Below are 18,594 nucleotides of genomic sequence, written 5' to 3'. Positions count from 1 at the left end.
TCCGAGGTGTGAGCTGAGATGCCCTTGGGTACGCTCCTCGCGACGAAGGGACGAGTGTGGCGAAGTCTGTAGCGCCGCGCGGGTTCGCGCGTGACCGAGTGCTGGAAGCGGCACTGGCTCTATTTGCAGAGCACGGGGTCAACGGCACGTCCCTGCAGATGATCGCCGACCGACTCGGGGTCAGCAAGGCCGCCGTCTACTACCAGTTCCACTCCAAGGAAGAAATCGTCCTGGCCGTCATCCAGCCCGCGTTCGACGACATGGCCCGGCTGGTCAGGATCGCCGAAGGCATGTCAACACCGGAGGCCCGGCAAGAGGTCGCGGTCACCGGGATGGTCGATTTCACGGTTCGTCATCGCCGGATGACCGCGGTGTTCCACGGCGACCCGGCCATCGACACACTGGTCAACAGCCGGGCCGACCTCAGCGACACCATCGAGCGGCTCACCGTGCTGCTGCTCGGCACCGATCCCGATGTCACCACCAGGATCGTCATCTCCATGCTGGCATCCGGAATGTACGGCAGCGCAACCGATCCCAAGCTCAGCGACGTCGACGACGCCGACCTGCACGAGGTGCTGCTGGACTGCTGTCAGCGGTTACTGCGCACGCGAGGAGCAAATGACGATGCGCGCACGCGAGGAGCAAATGACGATCTAGCCACGCAGCGCGGAGGCAAAGATCGCAGGCAGCTTGCCCCATCCGGGTGAGCCGGCGAAGTCGACCAGCAGCCGGCCCGTGGTGGCCGCGGTGCGGTTGTTGACGAACCACGGCGGCTTCGGCGACAGTGACCACTCCCGGTGCAGCACCGAACGCGGGGCCGGGCGGAACGGTCCCCGCACGACCGTGCGTTCGGGCCGGTCGATCAGAAAAGCGTTGTGCACCACGCCGACTCCGCTCTGGATGTCGTTGCGCAGGTGTCCCGGGTACGCGCCCCAGGTTGCGGTGGGAGTCAGGTAGCCGACACCGGTCCAGGCGTTGACGGCGATGGTGCCGTAGCGCAGCTGCGCGATCAGCTCCTCGAATTTCGCGCCGAGGGCGGCGATGGTTTCGGGGTGCGCGATGATGTTGACGCCGAGCGTGCCGACGAACTCGTCGTTGGCGACCCGGACCGCTTCCTCGGCGAATTGTTCACCAGCAGAGCCGAGTTCGATGATGCCGAGCACCGGGCTGAAGTACTCGGTGCGCAGCAGTGCCTGACGATCCTGCGGATCGACGACGAGCACGCGCGCACCGCCCGCGCCGAGGTGCTGAGCGTCCGGGTAGGACGCGTCGGCGCCGGCCACCCGCGCATCGGAGCCCGGGTAGTACGCGGGACGCTGCGGTGCGTCGTTGAGGGCCTTGCGCAGCGCCGCGATGAACTCGTTGCGTTGCGGCCAGTGCTTGGACAGCACGACCACCTGCGCGGCGATGCAGTTGTAGCCGTTGTTGTGCAGTCGCTGGGTGGCGACGTGGTTGGCCTGGAATTCGATGTCGGCCTTGGTCCACTGGCCCGGCAGCACGATCGTCGGCGACACCCCGCCCAGCTCGGCCGTCATCTCCTTGTCCAAGCGGGCTCGTCGGCGGCCTTACGGGCCGCGCCCTCGGTGCCGGTGCCGAACACGATCGCGTCGTAGGTCAGCGCGCTGCCCGTCATGTGCACGTGGTCAACGAGCTTGTGCCGCACCAGGTATGTGCCCTCCTCGGCGCCCCCGGTGAGGATTCGCACCGCGCCGACGGCGATGAACGGGGCCAGCACCTTGGACAACACCGGGAGCAGCGGATCGGTGATCGGGTTGAGCTTGAGCGCCACCACGCGGTTGTTGGCGAACAGTTCGTAGATGGTGTCCAGCGGCGCGATCGAGAAGATGTTGCCCGCGCCGAGCACCGCACCCACGCCGTGGGTGTGGCTCGGGTCCCGCTGGGCGAGTCCCGCGGCGCGCACCGCCTCGTCCCGCCCGATCCCGGGCTGAAGCCACACGTCGGCGCTGAACCCGGACAGCAGCAACTCGTCGAAGGTGGTGAGCGGCAACGCTTTCACGGTGATGCGCCCACCCGGGGCAGTGCCGAACTCGGCGTCGTCGAGCGGGCTGCGCCCGGCTTCGAGCTTGGCCAGGCTGTCCGAGAGCGCGGCCAGGCCGAAGGCGAGGGCGTACGGACCGGACATCCACTCCTCGCCAACCAGGGGTGAGGACGCGTCGAGGCCCTTGATGCCGATGGCGGCATGCACCCACTCGGCGGCGTGTTCGACGGTCAGCGTGCGCATCTCGTCGAGCAGGCGCTTGCGGGCGGCCAACGGCAGTGCCGCCCAGTTCTTCTCGCCCTCGACGAGTTCTTCGAGGGCGCGGTCGATGTTTGCGGTCATAGGTCAGCTCGCGGTCTTGTCGAATTCCAGCAGTGCATCGTGATGGTTGTGCGAATAGGGTATGGGCCCCTCGCCGGTCGCCCGCTTGGCCACGATTTGACTGTACTGCTCGAACGGCGTCGCCTTACCCCACTTGGCCCGGGCTTCCGCCGGCGTGTAGGTGACCGTGTTCTTGGCCGGGATGCCCAGCAGCATGGGGCCGACGATGGGCGTGGTGTGCGGCGTCGTCAGGTTCAGTGCCCTCAGTTCCAGACGCGGGTTGCTCGCGATCAGCTTCAGGAACGGGCGGACCACGAGGCGGGCCGCGACGTCGGCGAACCGGTTCTGCGGGATACCGCCGAGCAGCCGCATCCACTGCGGCATGGTGGAGACGATGGCGGCGCGCATGGGGATGTTGAACGCCTTGCGCAACACGTGCGGCATCTTCTCCGGCAGGATGTGGTACCCGAGGTCGACCAGGTAGTCCATCATCCGCTGGGCCACTTCGGAGCCCACCAGATCCGCCCGGTTGCTCTCGAAGTATTCGCGGACGCCCTCGCGGGTGCGCGGCACGTCGTCGGGATTGATGGTCTGGAATTCGGCGGCCCGCGCGCACTCCTCCCAGTACTGGCGCTCCTCGGCCTCGGTCAGCTTGCCCGGGCCGAACATCTCGTAGGTGTAGAGGATCGAGTGCCAGGCGGTCAGGTGGATCCACAGCTGCGAGTGCGGATCGTTGGCGTCGAATGGTCGCTTGGTGATGGGCTCGGTGCCGACGGCCTTGGAGTGGATCTTCACCAGGATCTCCGACGCGTCGAGCACCGACTTGGCGTCGCCGAAGGCCACCAGCGCGAAGTACTGCATGGTCCGGTCGTATCGCAGCCGGGTGCGGGCGTAGACCTGCCCGGTGGCGTCGACGGCGGCGGCCAGGAACGGGTCCAGGTGCTCGATGGTCACCGCGCGGGAGAACCCCAGCAGCATCGAGGTGGGGTAGCTCCACACCTTCCAGGTGACTGATTCGGGGCCGAAGAAGCCGTAGTCCTCGGCGGGTGCGAGTGCTGTGGACACCGCATTCATCTGCGTCGTTCCCTTCGAAACTAGGTGGTACAAGGTGTACCAGGTACGCTATGGTACGTCATGTACCACTTAATTGGCTAGGGTGTGTTCCGTGGAGTCAGTCAGCGGCCGGACAGCCAGGTGGGCCGGGCAGCGCGAACGCCGCCGGGCCGAGTTCGTCGACGCGGCGTTGTCGGCGATCGCCGAACACGGGCCGCAGACCTCGACCGAACAGATCGCCGCACATGTCGGCGTCACGCGCACCAAGCTCTACCGGCATTTCACCGATGCGGCCGACCTGCAGCGCGCCGTCGCGCAGCGGGCCAGCGAGATGCTCAACGCCGAGCTGGCGCCGCTGTGGACGCCGAACGGATCGATGGCCCAGATCATCGAGGCCAGCGTCGGCGCCCACGTGCGGTTCCTCGTCGATCACCGCAATCTCTACCGCTATCTGGCGAGATGTTCGCTCGGCGAGGACGCGCCCGACGCGATCGCCGACATCAAGCTCACCATCGGAACCCAGCTGTGCCAGTTGTTCGCCGTGTATCTCAGCGCCTTCGGAGTGGAAACCGACCCGCAGCCGCTGGCGTTCGCGATCGTCGGGCTCGTCGAATCCTCCGCGGGTCGCTGGCTCGACCACCCGGGGCCGACATCGGCGGAGGACCTGATCGCTGATCTGGTGCGGTGGATCTGGTTGCTGGTCGACGACACACTGCGGGCCGGGGGCGTCCATCTGGACCGCGACGAACCGCTGGCGACGCCGGACGTTATCGCAGCCGACACCGAGCGTTATCGGATGGTGGGTCAATAACGGTCCCTGTTGGCGTTTCGCGCCCTATCCTGACCTCGGGGAACCCGGTTTTCGAGGGGTGGCATGACGCTGACGGGACGCAACGACGAGCTCGGCACCATTCGTCGGGTGTTGCACGGCAGCAAGCACTGCGGCGTGATGATCGTCGGCCCCGCCGGCGTGGGCAAGACCGCACTGGCCCGTCAGGTACTCAGCCAGGCTGCCACCACCGGTGACCGCACCAGCTGGTTCGTCGGCACCGAATCCGCCAGGTCGCTGCCGCTCGGCGCGTTCACCGGGGCCATCAGCCAGGACATGTGCGATCCGCTGCCCAGCGTCCGCAGGTTGATCGATTCCTTTGTCGCGCAACAACACCAGCGGCGTAGCATGATCGGGGTCGACGACGCGCACCTGCTCGACGAGCTGTCCGCGCATGTCCTGCACCAACTGGCCCAGGCCAGGGGAGTGCGTTTGGTGGTCACCGCGCGGACCGGCGGCGCCGCTCCCGACGCCGTCACCGCGTTGTGGAAGGACGGCCTGCTCGCCAGGCTCGACCTGGAGCCGCTTTCGGCCGACGCGACACGCGCATTCATCGAGCAGACGCTCGGCGGCCCGGTCGACAGCCGCAGCGCGCGCCGGTTCTGGAAGCTCACCGGCGGCAACGCGCTGTATCTGCAGCAGGTACTGAAAGACCAGATCGACGGCGCACGCCTGCGGCAGGTTGCCGGAGTGTGGATGTGGCACGGCGAGGTGGCCGTCTCACAGAGCATCACCGACATGGTCGGCAGCAACCTCGATCGGTTGCCCGCAGGCGCGGCCATGGTGGTCGACCTGCTGTCGCAATGCGAACCGCTCGATGTGGACGTGCTGTGCGACCTGGTCAGCCGCCAGGATCTGGAGGCCGCCGAGAGCCTGCGCGTGGTCACGGTCGAACGCGACGGGTCACGGCTGCAGGTGCGGCTGGCGCATCCGCTCTACGGTGAGCTGCGCCGCGCCACCGCCGGCGAGATGCATCTCTCCGGGTTGCGGGGCCGGCTCGTCGAGCGGCTGTCGTCGCGCCCCGACGACGATCTGAGCGCCACGGTCCGGCGTGCGCTGCTGATGCTCGGCTCGGATCTCAAACCCGACCCGCAGCTGTACCTTGATGCCGCCCGAGCGGCGATGACGCTGCTGGATCCGCACTCGGCGGACCGTTTCGCCGCCGCGGCCGACGAGTGCGGCGCCTACGAGGCCGCGCCGATGCGGGCGATGTCGCTGCTGCTGCTCGGCCGCGGTGAACAGACGGAAACCGTGCTGGCTCAGATCAGCTCAGAGGGACGGCCGGACGCGCATCACTGGGCGACGCTGCGGGCCGCCAACCTGACCTGGATGCTGGGTCGCCCCCGCGACGCCGCGGGCATCCTCGAACAGCTGGCAGCAGGCCCGGAGTCGGAGGCTGACCGGGCGGCGCGTCTGGCGATCCAAGCCGGCGTCGACGCCGTCCTCGGGCGCTGTGAAGCAGCGCGTGACAATGCCCGGGCCGCAATCGCATCGGGCCTGTTGCCCGACTACCACGCCATGATCGCGGCGGTGGCGCTGACGATGGCCCTGGGTGCGCTGGGTGAAGTCGACGACCTCAACGAGGTCGCCACCGACGCGATCGAGCGGGCGATCAACTCGTTCGAGTCGTCGCAGACCCGGTTCTGGTATGGCGGCGTGTACGCCCGGGCGTGTCGGTTGACCGGACGGATCGACGAATGCGTGCGTAACGCAAAGCAATTGGCAGATTCCGCGCGCGACCTGCCTGGCCTGGCCCAGGCCAACCTGGCGTTCCTGCTCGGCCACGTCGAGTTGGTCCGCGGTGCGATACCCGAAGCGGTCGGGCTGCTGCACGAGGCGCTGGCAGGCGTCGAAACCCACGGGGGCTCAACAGGTTTGCGCCCGGCGAGCTGCTTCGGCCTGGCCGAGGCACATGGCAAACTCGGGCAGGCCGAGGAGGCAGCCCAAGCGCTGGCGCAGGCCCGGCAATGGGTGCCGGACGACTACGTATACATGCAGACCAACCTCTCACTGGCAACCGGATGGGCCATGGCGGCAGGTGGATCACTGACCGAAGCCATCGCCGCCGTCCGGGCCGCGGCCACAGAGGCCCGCGAACACCGCCAACCCACCCACGAACTCGCCTGCCTGCAGGCGGCGGCCCAGTGGGGTGACACCTCGGGCGCCGCCCGGGCCGCGGAACTGGCTGCCGAGCTGCGACTTCCCTTGGCGGACGCGGTCGCGCGGCACACCGCAGCGCTGGCTGCGAATGACGGTGCAGGCTTGCTCGACGCGTCGGGCAGGTACCAGGCCATCGGGGACCGGGTGACCGCAGCCGACGCCGCGGCGCAGGCGGCCGTCGCGTTCAGCGGTTCCGGACAGGGCAAGCGCGGGCTGTACGCCGCGGCGGTGGCGCGCCAACTCGCCACCGACTGCGGAGGCATTTGCACACCGGCACTGCGGCACCCGGCAGGCCAGCCGCTGACCCAAAGGCAGCGCGAGATCGTCGAATTCGTCGTGGCCGGCTTGTCCAACCGCGAGATCGCCAAGCGGCTCGTGATGTCGGTGCGCAGCGTCGAAGGCCACCTGTATCGCGCCTGCCAACGCGTGGGGGCAAGCTCGCGCGAGGAACTCGCCGCGATCGTGCGGGGTGGCTTCCGGGGTTAGCTGACGGGGTCAGATCCGCGTCGATCGCCCCCGCTCCGACCATCGCAAACACGCGTAATCTGGGCAGTGATGGATGGGTGCGGCAAGGCCGAACCCCTTGCCGCGTAACGGAAGGGGTAGGAAATGACAACGGTCCATTCGTCAATCGATCAACACCCCGACATCCTGGCGCTGCGGGCCCGGTATGACCGTGTCGCCGAGTCGATGGCCGCGCAGGCGACCTTCGGCCTGACGCTGATGGCAGGCCTCTACGTCGCCTTGTCGCCCTGGATCATCGGCTACCAAGGGTTCACGCGGTTGTCGGCCAACGACCTACTCGTCGGCGGCACCGTCGGATTCCTGGCGCTGTGCTTCGGGTGTGCGCTCGACCGCAGCCACGGCATGACCTGGACACTGCCGCTCATCGGCGCGTGGCTGGTCATTTCGCCCTGGATCTACGTCAGCGGACCCACCGCGGGCATGATCTGGTCGCACGTACTCAGTGGCGCACTGGTGTTCCTGCTCGGCCTCTACGCGACGTATCTCGGTATGCGCGTGCGTAATTCAGACACCAGGCACACCTGAGCCGTCGGGCGTATGGGCGCGGAGCAGATCCGCCGCCTCGGTCTGATAGGCGTGTTCGGCCCATTGCAGCGGCGTGGAGCCGAACCGCCCATCAGTGAGTAACGGGTTCGCACCCGCGTCCAGCAGCCTCTGGATCAACACCAGGTCGCCTTCCCACGCGGCCTGGTGCAGTGGCGTGGCGTCTTCGTCGTCGCGCGCGTTGGGGTCGTCGGGAAAACTCGGGATGATCACGTCGACCCCGGATGTGTCGATGCCGTTGCGCGCCAGCAGCTCGAGTCGCCGCGTGAAGCCGTGCTCGGCAGCCCAGTGGATCTGGCGCTGCCACATCTGTTCTCGGGTCTCCATGGCTTCACCGAGCCGGCGCTCCCACGGGCTCGGTGGGGCATCGGCAAGGCCACGGGCGAACAGCAGCTCCAGGTGTGAGTCGTCGGGGCGGAACATCCGGTTGTAGAGCGTCTGCTGGTCGGCCGGATGCGCTCCGCGGTCCAACAGCAGGGCGGCCAACGTGGCGGCCTGCGGGTGACGGGGCTGACGGCGTGGCCCTTGCTCGCCTTCGCCGAACGCCCCGGTCAACAGCGTGAACGGCGTCGACAGCCCACACCACAGGTAACCGGCATTGGGATCGGCGCCTGCATCGAGCAGCAGCGTCGCGGCCGTGGTGACATCCTCTGCGGTGCGGCCCAACGGAACTCGTGAATAGCACAGGTACATCAGCGGTGCCCAGCCGAACGGTCCACCGGGGGCGTTGGCGAGCGTGGGGCGCTTCGTGAGATGGCCGGCAAGCGCGTTGGGATCGGCGGCCGAGGCGGCGGCCCAGACGCTGAGCTCGACGATCGTCGGGTCGGCCGTCAGCAGATCGGCCGCGGACTGCCACCGGGGCGGGGCGTCGGATTCGTTGTAGCGCAACGACGCCCAATTGCAGAACCGGTCGGCCGGGTCGTGGGCATCCTCGCCGACGGCGGCCGGGTCGACGCTGAGTGCGGCGGCCTCACGCAGATAGTGCACCAGGGCGGGCCAGCCGGTGAAGCCGTACTGGCGAGCGACCATGAACTGGGCTTGGTGTAGCGGGAGGTGATTCGCACGCTGCAGGCGGCGCGCTTCATCGCGGAGCTTGTCCAATGACGGATTGGTGGGCAGTCGGCTGGCCATGTCGGCCTCCTCTCATGCGCCCGTGTCCGCGATTCGGGCCGAGAAGAGGTCGGTCACAAGGTAAGTCGACCAGCAGGGAGGCTGAGCCTCTTCGAGCGGACATCGGGCGTTCCTGCGCGCCCGATGTCACTCTACCGGCCCGCGAGCGTGCGTGGAACGTGTGTCGGCCGGCAGACCCGCACGCTCGCGGTGCAACGGGTTACGTGCAGACGGCGCCGACCGCGGCGGACTGCACCAGCTTGGTGTACTTGGCCAGGACGCCGGTCTTGTAGCGCGGGGGCAGTGGCTGCCAGCCGTCCTTGCGCCCGGCGAGTTCGGCTTCGTCGACGAGGATGTCCAGCGTGCCGTTGGCGACGTCCAACCGGATGCGGTCGCCGTCGCGCACGAACGCGATGGGCCCACCGTCGACGGCCTCCGGCGCGATGTGCCCGACGCACAGACCCGTCGTCCCGCCGGAGAACCGACCGTCGGTCATCAGCAGCACGTCCTTGCCCAGTCCGGCGCCCTTGATCGCGCCGGTGATGGCGAGCATCTCGCGCATGCCCGGGCCGCCCTTGGGGCCCTCGTAGCGGATCACCACGACGTCGCCGTGCGTGATGGTGCCGTCCTCCAGAGCGTCCAGCGCCGCCCGCTCACGCTCGAAAACCCGTGCGGTGCCTTCGAACACGTCGGAGTCGAACCCCGCGGACTTGACCACGGCGCCCTCGGGGGCCAGCGACCCGTGCAGGATCGTGATGCCGCCGGTGGGATGGATGGGGTTGTTCATCGCGCGCAGCACCTTGCCGTCGGGGTCGGGCGGCGCGATGTGGGCGAGGTTCTCGGCCATGGTCTTGCCGGTGACGGTCAGGCAATCCCCGTGCAGCAGACCGGCATCCAGCAGTGCGCGCATCACCACTGGGACGCCGCCGATCTCGTCGACGTCCTTCATGACGTGGCGGCCGAACGGCTTGACGTCGGCCAGGTGCGGCACCTTGGCGCCGATGCGGGTGAAGTCGGCCAGCGTCAGCTCGACCTCGGCTTCCCTGGCGATGGCCAGCAGGTGCAGCACCGCGTTGGTGGAGCCGCCGAAGGCCATGACCACGGCGATGGCGTTCTCGAAGGCTTCCTTGGTCAGGATGTCGCGGGCGGTGATGCCGCGGCGCAGCAGCCCGACCACCGCTTCTCCGGACCTGCGGGCGAACTCGTCGCGACGCTTGTCGATCGCGACCGGAGATGCGCTGCCCGGCAACGACATTCCGAGCGCTTCGGCCGCCGAGGCCATGGTGTTGGCGGTGTACATACCGCCGCAGGCGCCTTCACCCGGACAGATGGCGCGCTCGATGATGTCGACGTCCTCGCGGGACATCAGCCCGCGGGCGCAGGCGCCGACCGCCTCGAAGGCGTCGATGATGGTGACTTCCTTCTCGGTGCCGTCGGTCAGCTTGGCGACGCCCGGCATGATCGAGCCGTTGTAGAAGAAGACGCTGGCCAGGTTCAGCCGTGCGGCGGCCATCAGCATGCCGGGGATCGACTTGTCGCAGCCGGCCAGCAGCACGGAACCGTCCAGGCGCTCGGCCTGCATCACCGTCTCGACGCTGTCGGCGATCACCTCGCGGGACACCAGCGAGAAATGCATGCCCTCGTGGCCCATCGAGATGCCGTCGGACACCGAGATGGTGCCGAACTCCAGCGGGTAGCCACCTGCTTCGTGAACCCCGGCCTTGACCTGCTGCGCCAGCCGCTGCAGCGACATGTTGCACGGGGTGATCTCGTTCCACGACGACCCGACGCCGATCTGCGGCTTGACCCAGTCGTCGTCGCCCATGCCTACCGCGCGGAGCATTCCGCGGGCTGCGGCCTTCTCCAGGCCGTCGGTGACGTCGCGGCTGCGCGGCTTGATGTCTGGTGATGAGCCGCTTGCGCGAAGACCAGAATCAGGGGTGGAGTCTGAGGGCATGCATGCAGTATGCCCGTGCCGTTTCTCCCGGCCAAACCTGTATTCATACCCCGGAGGGGTACCGGTATGCTGGTCTGATGGATGTGGCTGAGGGCGCGGGGACAAGCGGCGGCTCGCCGCCGAAAGCGCATGGTTACTCGCCCCAGAAGGAGAACTACGCCAAACGGCTGCGCCGGATCGAAGGGCAGGTCCGCGGCATCGCGAAGATGATCGAAGAGGACAAGTACTGCATCGACGTCCTCACCCAGATCAGCGCCGTCAACAGTGCGCTGCAGTCGGTTGCGCTGGGGCTGCTCGACGAGCACCTCGGCCACTGCGTCACGCAGGCCGTGGCCGAGGGTGGCGACCAGGCGGACGCGAAGCTCGCCGAGGCCTCGGCCGCGATCGCGCGGCTGGTGCGGTCCTAACTGCCCAGCTCGCGCTCGATGCGCTCCACTTTCGCGGTGAGCTGGCCGGTGTAGCCGGGGCGGATGTCGGCCTTGAGGACCAGGCTGACGCGCGACGACACCGCGGCTACGGCTTCGACAGCCCGTTTGACCACCGGCATGACCTCGTCCCACTCACCCTCGATGTTGGTGAACATCGCGTTGGTCTCATTCGGCAAGCCTGATTCGCGGACCACCCGGACGGCTTCGGCCACGGCGGCGCCGACACCACCGGACTCGTCACCGCCCATCGGGCTGACACTGAAGGCGACAATCATGTCGTCAATTCTGCGCGGCCGCCCGCGAGTCCGGCGAAAGTGTTGTCACCGGGCTCGGCGAGCGACGTTTACGTCGAAGTCGGCGTCGGGGAAGCTCAGTGCTTGCTGTAGAGCGTCGGACGCACCACGAGGACCACGCGGTCGGCGGCATCCGGCGGCACCTCGGTCAGTGATCCGCTGTAGCGGTCGTTGAGCTTGAGGAAGAACTCGGCTGTCGGATCCGGCACGATCTCCTCGACCACGCCCCGTACCTCCAGATAGCGGTACGGATTGTCGGGATCGTGGATCGACATCGCGACCTCGGGATGCGCCGTCACGTTGCGATATTTCTGCCGCTTGGTGGTGTGGGTGAAACGCAGCCGTGAGCCGTCCCAGTCGAACCACATGGGGTTCACCTGAGGCGTGCCGTCCGGCCGGATGGTGGCCAGATGGCCGAACAACGGCCGATCCAGCAGGTCTTCAAACCCATCCGGTACAGCAACCATTACGCATCCCTTCGGTTCGGTTGTCCGAAACTGCAACGCCAAGCCGTTACCGTGGCATCCCACCATGACCGTCGAGCTGTCGTCGACATCCGCAGGCCCGTGGACGGTGCGCGTCGCCGCATCGCTCACGGTGCTGGCCGCAGCGGCCTTCATCTACGTCACCGCCGAGATCCTGCCGGTCGGTGCACTGCCGGTGATCGCCGCGGACCTGCGGGTCAGTGCGGGTCTGGTGGGCAGTCTGATGGCCTGCTACGCGCTGGTCGCCGCGGTCACCACGGTCGCCCTGGTGCGGCTGACCGCGTCCTGGCCGCGGCGTCGCACCCTGCTCGCGACGCTGGTGTGTCTGACCGTCTCGCAAGCCGTTTCGGCCGTCGCTCCGAATTTCGCGGTCCTGGCCGGCGGGCGGGTGCTGTGCGCGCTCACCCACGGTCTGATGTGGTCGGTGATCGCGCCGATCGGAGCGCGGCTGGTACCGCCCAGCCACGCCGGCCGGGCGACCGCCGCGGTCTACGTCGGTACCGGCCTGGCCCTGGTGGCGGGTAACCCGCTGACCGCCGCGATGAGCGAGCTGTGGGGCTGGCGGATGGCCGTGGCGGTGGTGGCAGGTGCCGCAGCGGCGGTGGCGCTGGCGGCCTGGGCGATCCTCCCGCCGATGCCGGTGGCCCGTGACGACGTGCCTGTCCGCCAGGTGCATCGCCGCAACGGCCGGTTGATGACGCTGTCCGGGCTGACCCTGATCGGCGTCACCGGGCATTTCATCGCCTACACGTTCATCGTGGTGATCATCCGGGACGTGGTGGGCGTGCACGGGCCGCAGCTGGCGTGGCTGCTGGCCGGTTACGGAGTCGCCGGTCTGATCGCGATGGCCGCCATGGCACGGCCGCTGGACCATTGGCCCAAAGCTTCGGTGGTGGCGTGTCTGGCCGCGTTGGCCGCCGCCCTGGTGGCGTTGACGACGCTGGCGTTCGGCCGTGCCGGAGGTTTGGCGACGGTGCTGGTCGGGGTGGCCGCCATGGTGTTGTGGGGTGCGGCGTCGACGGCTTTGCCGCCCATGCTGCAGGCCTCGGCGATGCGCACGTCACCCGAGGACCCCGATGGCGCGTCCGGCCGTTACGTGGCCGCCTTCCAGGTGGGCATCATGGCCGGTTCCCTGGTGGGTGGCGTGCTCTACGACAACGTCGGCCTGGCCGTCATGATCGCCAGCTCGGCGGCACTGATCATCGTCGCGATGGTCGGAGTACTGGCCAGCCGCGACGTATTCGAGGTTTCCTGCGCAACCACCGAGAAGTAACGCCTGACACGTTCGCGCCGACTAACAGTGCAGTTCAGCGCCGTGGATACGGCCGGGGTCGGGGTGTGATGGCCTCTCGCGGCAGTAGCTGGTCTCCGCGCTGTGCGACACTGGAGAAAGTTCTGCTGTCTGGAGGTTATCTATGCCGAAATCGGCAAAACGCAGACTGATCACCGTTTTCATGGCCGCGGGATTGGTCGGCGGACTCGTGTTGAGCCCGTCCGCGCTGGCGGATCCCGATGCGCCACCCGCACCCGTGGACCCCGCTTTCCCGCCGCCACCTCCAGGCGTGCTGCCCGCGCCCGATCCGGCCGCCGCGGCCGATCCGCTGGCCCCGGCTGCGCAACCGGCCGCCGTTCCGCCGTCGGTCACCAACTACGGCGCCCCCGCGGTGATCCCCTCGGGTACCCCGGCAGGCCAGAACCCGACCCCGTACACGGGCGAGCCGGTGTTCCTTCCGCCGTCCTTCAACCCGGTCAACGGGTCGATGGTGGGTGTTGCCAAGCCGATCTACATCCAGTTCCAACGGCCCATCGCCGACAAGAAGCTCGCCGAGGACGCCATCCACATCTCGTCGAACCCGCCGGTTCCCGGCCGGTTCTACTGGGTCAACGACACCCAGGTGCGTTGGCGGCCGCAGGACTTCTGGCCGGCCAACACCGTGGTGAACATCGACGCGGGCGGCACCAAGTCCAGCTTCCGCGTGGGCGACTACCTGGTGGCCACCGTCGACGACAAGGCTCACCAGATGCAGGTGATGCGCAACGGGAAGCTGGAAAAGACCTTCCCCGTGTCGATGGGCAAGCCCGACGGCAAGCACGAGACCAAGAACGGCACGTACTACGTGCTGGAGAAGTTCCCCAGCATCGTCATGGATTCGGCCACCTACGGCGTGCCGAACACCTCGCCCGAGGGCTACAAGCTGACGGTGCAGGACGCGGTCCGTATCGACAACAGCGGCGCGTTCGTCCACAGCGCCCCGTGGTCGGTGGCCGATCAGGGCAAGCGCAACGTGAGCCACGGCTGCATCAACCTGAGCCCCGAGAACGCGCAGTGGTTCTACGACAACTTCGGCAGCGGTGACCCGGTCGTCATCAAGAACTCCACGGGGCTGTACAACCAGCCCGACGGCGCCTCCGACTGGCAGATCTTCTAGGTCCGGGTCAGCCGGTCGTACGCCGCACCACCAGCCGTGGTTCGAGCACGACGTCGAGCCGTTCGGTGCGGCCGTTGTCGAGCCTGCCGACGATTGCCTTGACGGCGCTTTCTGCCTGCTGCCGGGGTTCCTGGCTGACGGTCGTCATGTCGATGTGGGCCAGTTGGGCCAGGACGCTGTCGTCGTATCCCGCGACCGCGATGTCGCCGGGTACGGCCACGCCGGCCCGCATCAACTGGTCTAGCAGGCCGATGGCGCTCTGATCGTTGGCCGCTACCACGGCCGTGGGCCGCACGGTGCGGTCGAGCAGGGTGTGTGCGGCCGCGATGCCCGAGCTCTCGGTGAAGTCGCCCTCGATGACGTCGATCTGGTCCGCCAGGCCGTGGCGCTTCATCGCCCGGATGTAGCCGGCCTTGCGGTCGGTGGGGATGGTTCCGTTGCCGCCGCTGAGATGGCTGATGCGCCGGTGGCCCAACTCGACCAGGTGATCGACCACTCTGCTGGTACCGCGGCCGTCGGCCGTGCGCACCACGTCGACCTCGCGGCACGGCGTGCGGCGGCCGACGACCACGACGGGCACTCGCCCCGCCAGCTCGGCCAGCGTTCTCTCGGTGAGCTCAGGCCCGAGCAGGATCAGCGCCTCGCACCGGAAGCTCAGCAGCGTCTCGAGAACGGCGAGTTCAGGATGCGTTGAGGTGACGGCGCCCAGTACCACCTCGTAGCCGTTGGCGTCGGCCTCGGCCACGATGTCCTCGACAAGCTCGGCGTGAAACGGGCTGCGGATGTTGGCCACCACCCCGATGAGGTGGGTGCGCCGTGCCGTCATCAGGGCGGCGGCCCGGTTGACTCGGTAGCCCAGTTCGTCGGCCGCGGCCAGCACGCGCCGGCGGGTCTCGGCGCTGGGGCCCTGGGCATTACGGAATACCAGCGACACCAGCGCCTTGGACACGCCGACCCTGTCGGCGATGTCCTGCATGGTCGGCCGCTCTCGGTTGGCGGGCATCCGACTCCCTCCCGGTCTTGACAAGGCGCTGTGACGGAGCCCATAGTATCGGAACTAGACCGGTCAAATAGATCGGTTTAAGACATTAGTTTCCGAAGGGGTGTGACGTAGCAGTGACCTCTCAGTCAATCGGCGTCGCCGTCATCGGCGGAGGTATGGCCGGGCGCGCACATGCGGCCGGATACCGCACCGCCACAACGTTGTTCGAAACCGGGCCAGCTGTGCGGTTGGTCGCGATCGCCGATACCAGCGCCGCGGTGGCCGACGACACCGCCCGGCGCTACGGGTACGAGCGGGCCTGCTACGACTGGCGTGCGATCGCCGAAGCGCCCGACATCGATGCCGTGAGCGTGGTGGTGGCCAACCACCTGCACCGCGAGATCGTCGAAGGCCTGCTCGCGGCTGGCAAGCATGTGCTGTGCGAGAAACCGCTCGCGGGCAGCCTCGCCGACGCCGAAGCCATGGTGGCCGCCGCCGAGCAGTCCGATTGCGTGACCGCCGTGGGTTACACGTACCGCCGCTCACCCGCCGTCGAGCAGATCCGCCGTGAGCTCGCTGCGGGAACCCTTGGCGAGTTGGTGCATTTCAATGGTCACTACTGGTGCGACTACGCACTCGATCCGAGGTCGCCGATCACCTGGCGGTACCGGGGCGGGCCAGGAACGGGCGCTCTCGCCGACGTGGGCAGCCACCTGATCGACATGAGCGAATTCGTGTGCGGCCCCATCGCCGAGGTCGGCGGCGCGGCGTTTGCCACGGTCATCACCGAACGTCCGGTGCCCATCGGCGTCACCTACGGACACACCAAAGCCGCGGTGAGCGACCAGGTTGCACCGGTTGAGAACGAAGACGTCGCCACGTTCACGGCGACCTTCGCCAACGGCGCGGTCGGAACGTTCTCGGCATCGCGGGTGGCCCACGCCCTGCCCGACGGGTTGGGGTTCGAACTGTTCGGCTCCGCCGGCTCGGCGTCGTGGAATCTGCACCGCCCCGGCGAATTCGAGATCTCGACCGCCGAGAGTCGCGTGGAACTGGCCGGAACACGACGCGTCATCATCGGACCCGAGCACCCGTATGTCCGTGGTGGGCTGCCCATGGATGCCGGCGGCGTCGGACACGGTGTCGCCGATCTCTTCGCCTACCAGAACCGGGCGTTCCTGAACCAGATCGCAGGGACCGGTGAGCTGGGACCGCTGCCCGGCTTCGACGCAGGACTGCACGGGTTACGCGTCGTCGCCGCCGTCACAGAATCCGCCCTTTCGGGCGGGGCCACCGTCAAAGTCGTTTGACCTGAAAGGAATTCCTCACATGAAGCTAGGTGTCTACACCGCCATCCTGCATGCCCTGCCGCTGCGCGAAGCGCTGCAGACCATCGCCTCACTCGGGCTGACCGGAGCCGAGATCAACGCGGGCGGGTTCCTGCCGACCCCGCATCTGCCGGTGGGTGACCTGTTGTCCGGCGCGGTGACGCCGCAGCAGTACCTGTCCGAATTCGAGGGCACGGGCGTGTCGATCGCCGGCCTGAACTGCAACGGCAACCCGCTGCACCCGGACCCCGAAGTCGGGCCCGAGGACGCCGAAGACCTGCGCAACGCCATCCGAGTCGCGGGTCTGCTCGGGGTGGACCGCGTGGTCACCATGTCCGGCCTGCCGCAGGCTCATCCCGGTGGGCAGTGGCCGGCCTGGCATGTGAATACCTGGGACTCCGGCTATCTCGACTCACTCGACTATCAGTGGAATGAGGTGGCGGTGCCGTTCTGGACTGAGATCGACGCATTGGCCCGCGAGAACGGCGTCAAGGTCGCCATCGAGATGCATCCGCAGAACCTGGTGTTCAATCCACCCACGCTCAAGCGCCTCGTCGAACGCACCGGCGCGACCAACGTCGGCGCGGAAATGGATCCTTCACACCTGTTCTGGCAGGGCATCGACCCGATCGCCGCGATCGATTGGCTCGGACCGTTGGTGTTCCACGCTGCCGCGAAGGACACCCGCATCAACGACAACTGCAAGATCTACGGGGTACTCGACGAGCGGTTCACCCGAATTCCGTTGGACCAGAACCCAACCGGGCTCGGCGGCAGGCACGTGGTGAACAAGTGGCCCGAGGACTCGGCCTGGGACTTCGTGGCCGTCGGCCGTGGCCACGACACCGACTTCTGGACCCGCTTCCTGCAGGCGCTGGAACGCGTCGACCCGAACATGTGGGTCAACATCGAACACGAAGACGTCGCGTTCGGACCGCTCGAAGGCCTGCAGGTCGCCGCGGAAACCCTCAGAGCCGCCAATTCCGCAGTGGTCGGGTGACGCCATGAGCGCGTTACGGATCGCAACCGCGTTGGCCGCCATCGTGATCGGCTTGAGTGCGTGCTCATCTACCGGTGGCAAGCCGCAGACCTCCGGGGGTGGTATGACCGCGGGGCAGGCCGACACACCGCGGTTCACCGTCGCGATGGTCACCCACGGCCCTCCCGGCGATACGTTCTGGGATCTGGTGCGTAAGGGTGCCGAGACCGCGGCCGCCAAGGACAACATCGAACTGAAGTACTCGTCCGAACTCCAAGGCCCCGACCAGGCGAACCTGGTGCAGAACGCGGTCGACAGCAAGGTCGACGCGATCGCGGTGACGCTCGCGCGACCGGAGGCACTCACGGGCGCGGTGCAGCGAGCAGTCGCCGCTGGAATCCCGGTCGTCGCCTTGAACGCAGGTATCGACGCGTGGAAAGCCGCGGGCGCCAAGGCGTACTTCGGCCAGGACGAGAAGATCTCCGGAATCGCTGCAGGAAAGCGACTCGCAGCCGACGGCGCGAAAAAAGTAGTGTGCGTCATCCAGGACCAGGGCAACATCGCGCTCGAATCTCGTTGCGCCGGAGTGGCCGAAGGCTACGGCGGGCGGATGCAGACCCTCAACGTCAACGGCACCGACATGCCGTCGGTACAGTCGACGATCACCGCCAAACTGCAGCAGGATCCGTCGATCGACTACGTCGTCGCGCTCGGCGCACCGATCGCGATCACGGCCACGGAGGCAGTCGCCACCGCGGGCAGTGGTGCGAAAGTCGCGACGTTCGACACCAACGCCGCCTTGGTCGACGCCATCAAGGGCGGCAAGGTGCAATGGGCAATCGACCAACAACCGTTCCTACAGGGATATCTGGCTGTCGACGCACTGTGGCTCTACCTCAACAACGGCAACGTGATCGGTGGCGGTCAGCCCACGCTGACCGGCCCGGCATTCATCGACCGGTCCAACGTCGATGCCATCGCCGACTACGCAAAGCGAGGAACCCGATGAAGATTGCATTGGATCCCACGCCGTTTCACCACTCGCACGAGTTGCTGGAGTTCCCGAAGCTGGTGGCGGAGTTGGGGTATGAGCATCTGCAGTTGACGCCGCACCGGGATTTCATCCCGTTCTTCAACCATCCGCGCGCCGACGATGATCTGGTCGCCACG

Annotated in this window: 16 protein-coding genes and 2 pseudogenes; 11 read left to right on the top strand and 7 right to left on the bottom strand. The window is 67.6% G+C overall.

Features of this window, described 5'->3' with window-relative positions; all coding sequences use genetic code 11:
• The first annotated feature begins 56 nt into the window (after positions 1-56).
• Complete coding sequence (locus tag BST13_RS25310) at positions 57-710, top strand: TetR/AcrR family transcriptional regulator (protein WP_083166782.1); 654 nt, start codon at positions 57-59, stop codon at positions 708-710.
• Here BST13_RS25310 and BST13_RS25305 read toward each other — a convergent pair.
• Both BST13_RS25305 and BST13_RS25300 read right to left on the bottom strand, forming a co-directional pair.
• A pseudogene (locus tag BST13_RS25305) lies at positions 657-2,344 on the bottom strand (aldehyde dehydrogenase family protein). The gene BST13_RS25310 and the pseudogene BST13_RS25305 overlap by 54 nt on opposite strands.
• A 3-nt stretch (positions 2,345-2,347) precedes the next feature.
• On the bottom strand, positions 2,348-3,388 hold the full coding sequence (locus BST13_RS25300) for an oxygenase MpaB family protein (RefSeq protein ID WP_245839794.1): 1,041 nt from the start codon (positions 3,386-3,388) through the stop codon (positions 2,348-2,350).
• Between the two features lie 100 nt (positions 3,389-3,488).
• Here BST13_RS25300 and BST13_RS25295 point away from each other — a divergent pair, with 100 nt between their 5' ends.
• From BST13_RS25295 to BST13_RS25285, 3 genes are all read left to right on the top strand, one after another.
• Complete coding sequence (locus BST13_RS25295; protein WP_095533705.1) at positions 3,489-4,187, top strand: TetR/AcrR family transcriptional regulator; 699 nt, start codon at positions 3,489-3,491, stop codon at positions 4,185-4,187.
• 63 nt (positions 4,188-4,250) lie between these two features.
• Positions 4,251-6,851 (top strand): LuxR C-terminal-related transcriptional regulator, encoded by a 2,601-nt coding sequence (locus tag BST13_RS25290; RefSeq protein WP_245839793.1) that lies wholly within the window; start codon positions 4,251-4,253, stop codon positions 6,849-6,851.
• Positions 6,852-6,974: 123 nt separating this feature from the next.
• A complete protein-coding gene (locus tag BST13_RS25285) occupies positions 6,975-7,415 on the top strand; it encodes an SPW repeat protein (RefSeq protein ID WP_083166779.1) in 441 nt (146 codons plus the stop codon).
• On the opposite strand, the gene BST13_RS25280 is transcribed toward BST13_RS25285, so the two are convergent.
• Both BST13_RS25280 and ilvD read right to left on the bottom strand, forming a co-directional pair.
• On the bottom strand, positions 7,395-8,564 hold the full coding sequence (locus BST13_RS25280) for an ankyrin repeat domain-containing protein (protein ID WP_083166778.1): 1,170 nt from the start codon (positions 8,562-8,564) through the stop codon (positions 7,395-7,397). The two genes, BST13_RS25285 and BST13_RS25280, sit on opposite strands and share 21 nt — an antisense overlap.
• A gap of 199 nt (positions 8,565-8,763) precedes the next feature.
• The gene (gene ilvD / locus BST13_RS25275) at positions 8,764-10,500 is read right to left on the bottom strand and encodes a dihydroxy-acid dehydratase (RefSeq protein ID WP_083166777.1); all 1,737 of its coding nucleotides are present in this window, start codon (positions 10,498-10,500) and stop codon (positions 8,764-8,766) included.
• Positions 10,501-10,577: 77 nt separating this feature from the next.
• On the opposite strand from ilvD, the gene ricR reads away from it, so the two are divergent.
• On the top strand, positions 10,578-10,907 hold the full coding sequence (ricR, locus tag BST13_RS25270) for a copper-sensing transcriptional repressor RicR (protein WP_083166776.1): 330 nt from the start codon (positions 10,578-10,580) through the stop codon (positions 10,905-10,907).
• Here the strand turns inward: ricR and BST13_RS25265 are convergent.
• On the bottom strand, positions 10,904-11,203 hold the full coding sequence (locus BST13_RS25265; protein ID WP_083166774.1) for a thiamine-binding protein: 300 nt from the start codon (positions 11,201-11,203) through the stop codon (positions 10,904-10,906). The two genes, ricR and BST13_RS25265, sit on opposite strands and share 4 nt — an antisense overlap.
• Positions 11,204-11,298: 95 nt before the next feature.
• A complete protein-coding gene (locus BST13_RS25260; RefSeq protein WP_083166773.1) occupies positions 11,299-11,688 on the bottom strand; it encodes a PPOX class F420-dependent oxidoreductase in 390 nt (129 codons plus the stop codon).
• 64 nt (positions 11,689-11,752) lie between these two features.
• Here BST13_RS25260 and BST13_RS25255 point away from each other — a divergent pair, with 64 nt between their 5' ends.
• Both BST13_RS25255 and BST13_RS25250 read left to right on the top strand, forming a co-directional pair.
• Positions 11,753-12,979, top strand: a complete 1,227-nt coding sequence (locus tag BST13_RS25255; RefSeq protein ID WP_083166771.1) for an MFS transporter — start codon at positions 11,753-11,755, stop codon at positions 12,977-12,979.
• A 142-nt stretch (positions 12,980-13,121) separates the two neighbouring features.
• Positions 13,122-14,135: a L,D-transpeptidase gene (locus BST13_RS25250; protein ID WP_083166770.1), complete on the top strand. Its 1,014-nt coding sequence runs from the start codon at positions 13,122-13,124 to the stop codon at positions 14,133-14,135.
• A gap of 7 nt (positions 14,136-14,142) precedes the next feature.
• Here BST13_RS25250 and BST13_RS25245 read toward each other — a convergent pair whose 3' ends face one another.
• Positions 14,143-15,138, bottom strand: coding sequence for a LacI family DNA-binding transcriptional regulator (locus BST13_RS25245; RefSeq protein WP_083166768.1), 996 nt, complete (start codon positions 15,136-15,138; stop codon positions 14,143-14,145).
• Between the two features lie 113 nt (positions 15,139-15,251).
• On the opposite strand from BST13_RS25245, the gene BST13_RS25240 reads away from it, so the two are divergent.
• The 4 genes and pseudogenes from BST13_RS25240 to BST13_RS39820 form a co-directional block, all read left to right on the top strand.
• Positions 15,252-16,427, top strand: a complete 1,176-nt coding sequence (locus BST13_RS25240) for a Gfo/Idh/MocA family protein (protein WP_083166767.1) — start codon at positions 15,252-15,254, stop codon at positions 16,425-16,427.
• Positions 16,428-16,446: 19 nt separating this feature from the next.
• On the top strand, positions 16,447-17,445 hold the full coding sequence (locus tag BST13_RS25235) for a sugar phosphate isomerase/epimerase family protein (RefSeq protein ID WP_083166765.1): 999 nt from the start codon (positions 16,447-16,449) through the stop codon (positions 17,443-17,445).
• A 4-nt stretch (positions 17,446-17,449) separates the two neighbouring features.
• A complete protein-coding gene (locus BST13_RS25230) occupies positions 17,450-18,433 on the top strand; it encodes a substrate-binding domain-containing protein (protein ID WP_083166764.1) in 984 nt (327 codons plus the stop codon).
• Positions 18,430-18,594, top strand: a pseudogene (locus tag BST13_RS39820) (sugar phosphate isomerase/epimerase); the annotation flags it as partial. The gene BST13_RS25230 and the pseudogene BST13_RS39820, both read left to right, overlap by 4 nt.

This window comes from Mycobacterium aquaticum, assembly GCF_002086485.1.
GTDB classification, from domain to species: Bacteria; Actinomycetota; Actinomycetes; order Mycobacteriales; family Mycobacteriaceae; genus Mycobacterium; species Mycobacterium aquaticum.
This window is presented reverse-complemented; position numbering and strand designations above follow the sequence as displayed.

Coding starts and splice junctions, on each gene's coding strand:
- BST13_RS25290 (WP_245839793.1), top strand. CDS start 4,251: ATGACGCTGACGGGACGCAACGACGAGCTCGGCACCATTCGTCGGGTG.
- BST13_RS25285 (WP_083166779.1), top strand. CDS start 6,975: ATGACAACGGTCCATTCGTCAATCGATCAACACCCCGACATCCTGGCG.
- BST13_RS25280 (WP_083166778.1), bottom strand. CDS start 8,564: ATGGCCAGCCGACTGCCCACCAATCCGTCATTGGACAAGCTCCGCGAT.
- ilvD (WP_083166777.1), bottom strand. CDS start 10,500: ATGCCCTCAGACTCCACCCCTGATTCTGGTCTTCGCGCAAGCGGCTCA.
- ricR (WP_083166776.1), top strand. CDS start 10,578: ATGGATGTGGCTGAGGGCGCGGGGACAAGCGGCGGCTCGCCGCCGAAA.
- BST13_RS25265 (WP_083166774.1), bottom strand. CDS start 11,203: ATGATTGTCGCCTTCAGTGTCAGCCCGATGGGCGGTGACGAGTCCGGT.
- BST13_RS25260 (WP_083166773.1), bottom strand. CDS start 11,688: ATGGTTGCTGTACCGGATGGGTTTGAAGACCTGCTGGATCGGCCGTTG.
- BST13_RS25255 (WP_083166771.1), top strand. CDS start 11,753: ATGACCGTCGAGCTGTCGTCGACATCCGCAGGCCCGTGGACGGTGCGC.
- BST13_RS25250 (WP_083166770.1), top strand. CDS start 13,122: ATGCCGAAATCGGCAAAACGCAGACTGATCACCGTTTTCATGGCCGCG.
- BST13_RS25245 (WP_083166768.1), bottom strand. CDS start 15,138: ATGCCCGCCAACCGAGAGCGGCCGACCATGCAGGACATCGCCGACAGG.
- BST13_RS25235 (WP_083166765.1), top strand. CDS start 16,447: ATGAAGCTAGGTGTCTACACCGCCATCCTGCATGCCCTGCCGCTGCGC.
- BST13_RS25230 (WP_083166764.1), top strand. CDS start 17,450: ATGAGCGCGTTACGGATCGCAACCGCGTTGGCCGCCATCGTGATCGGC.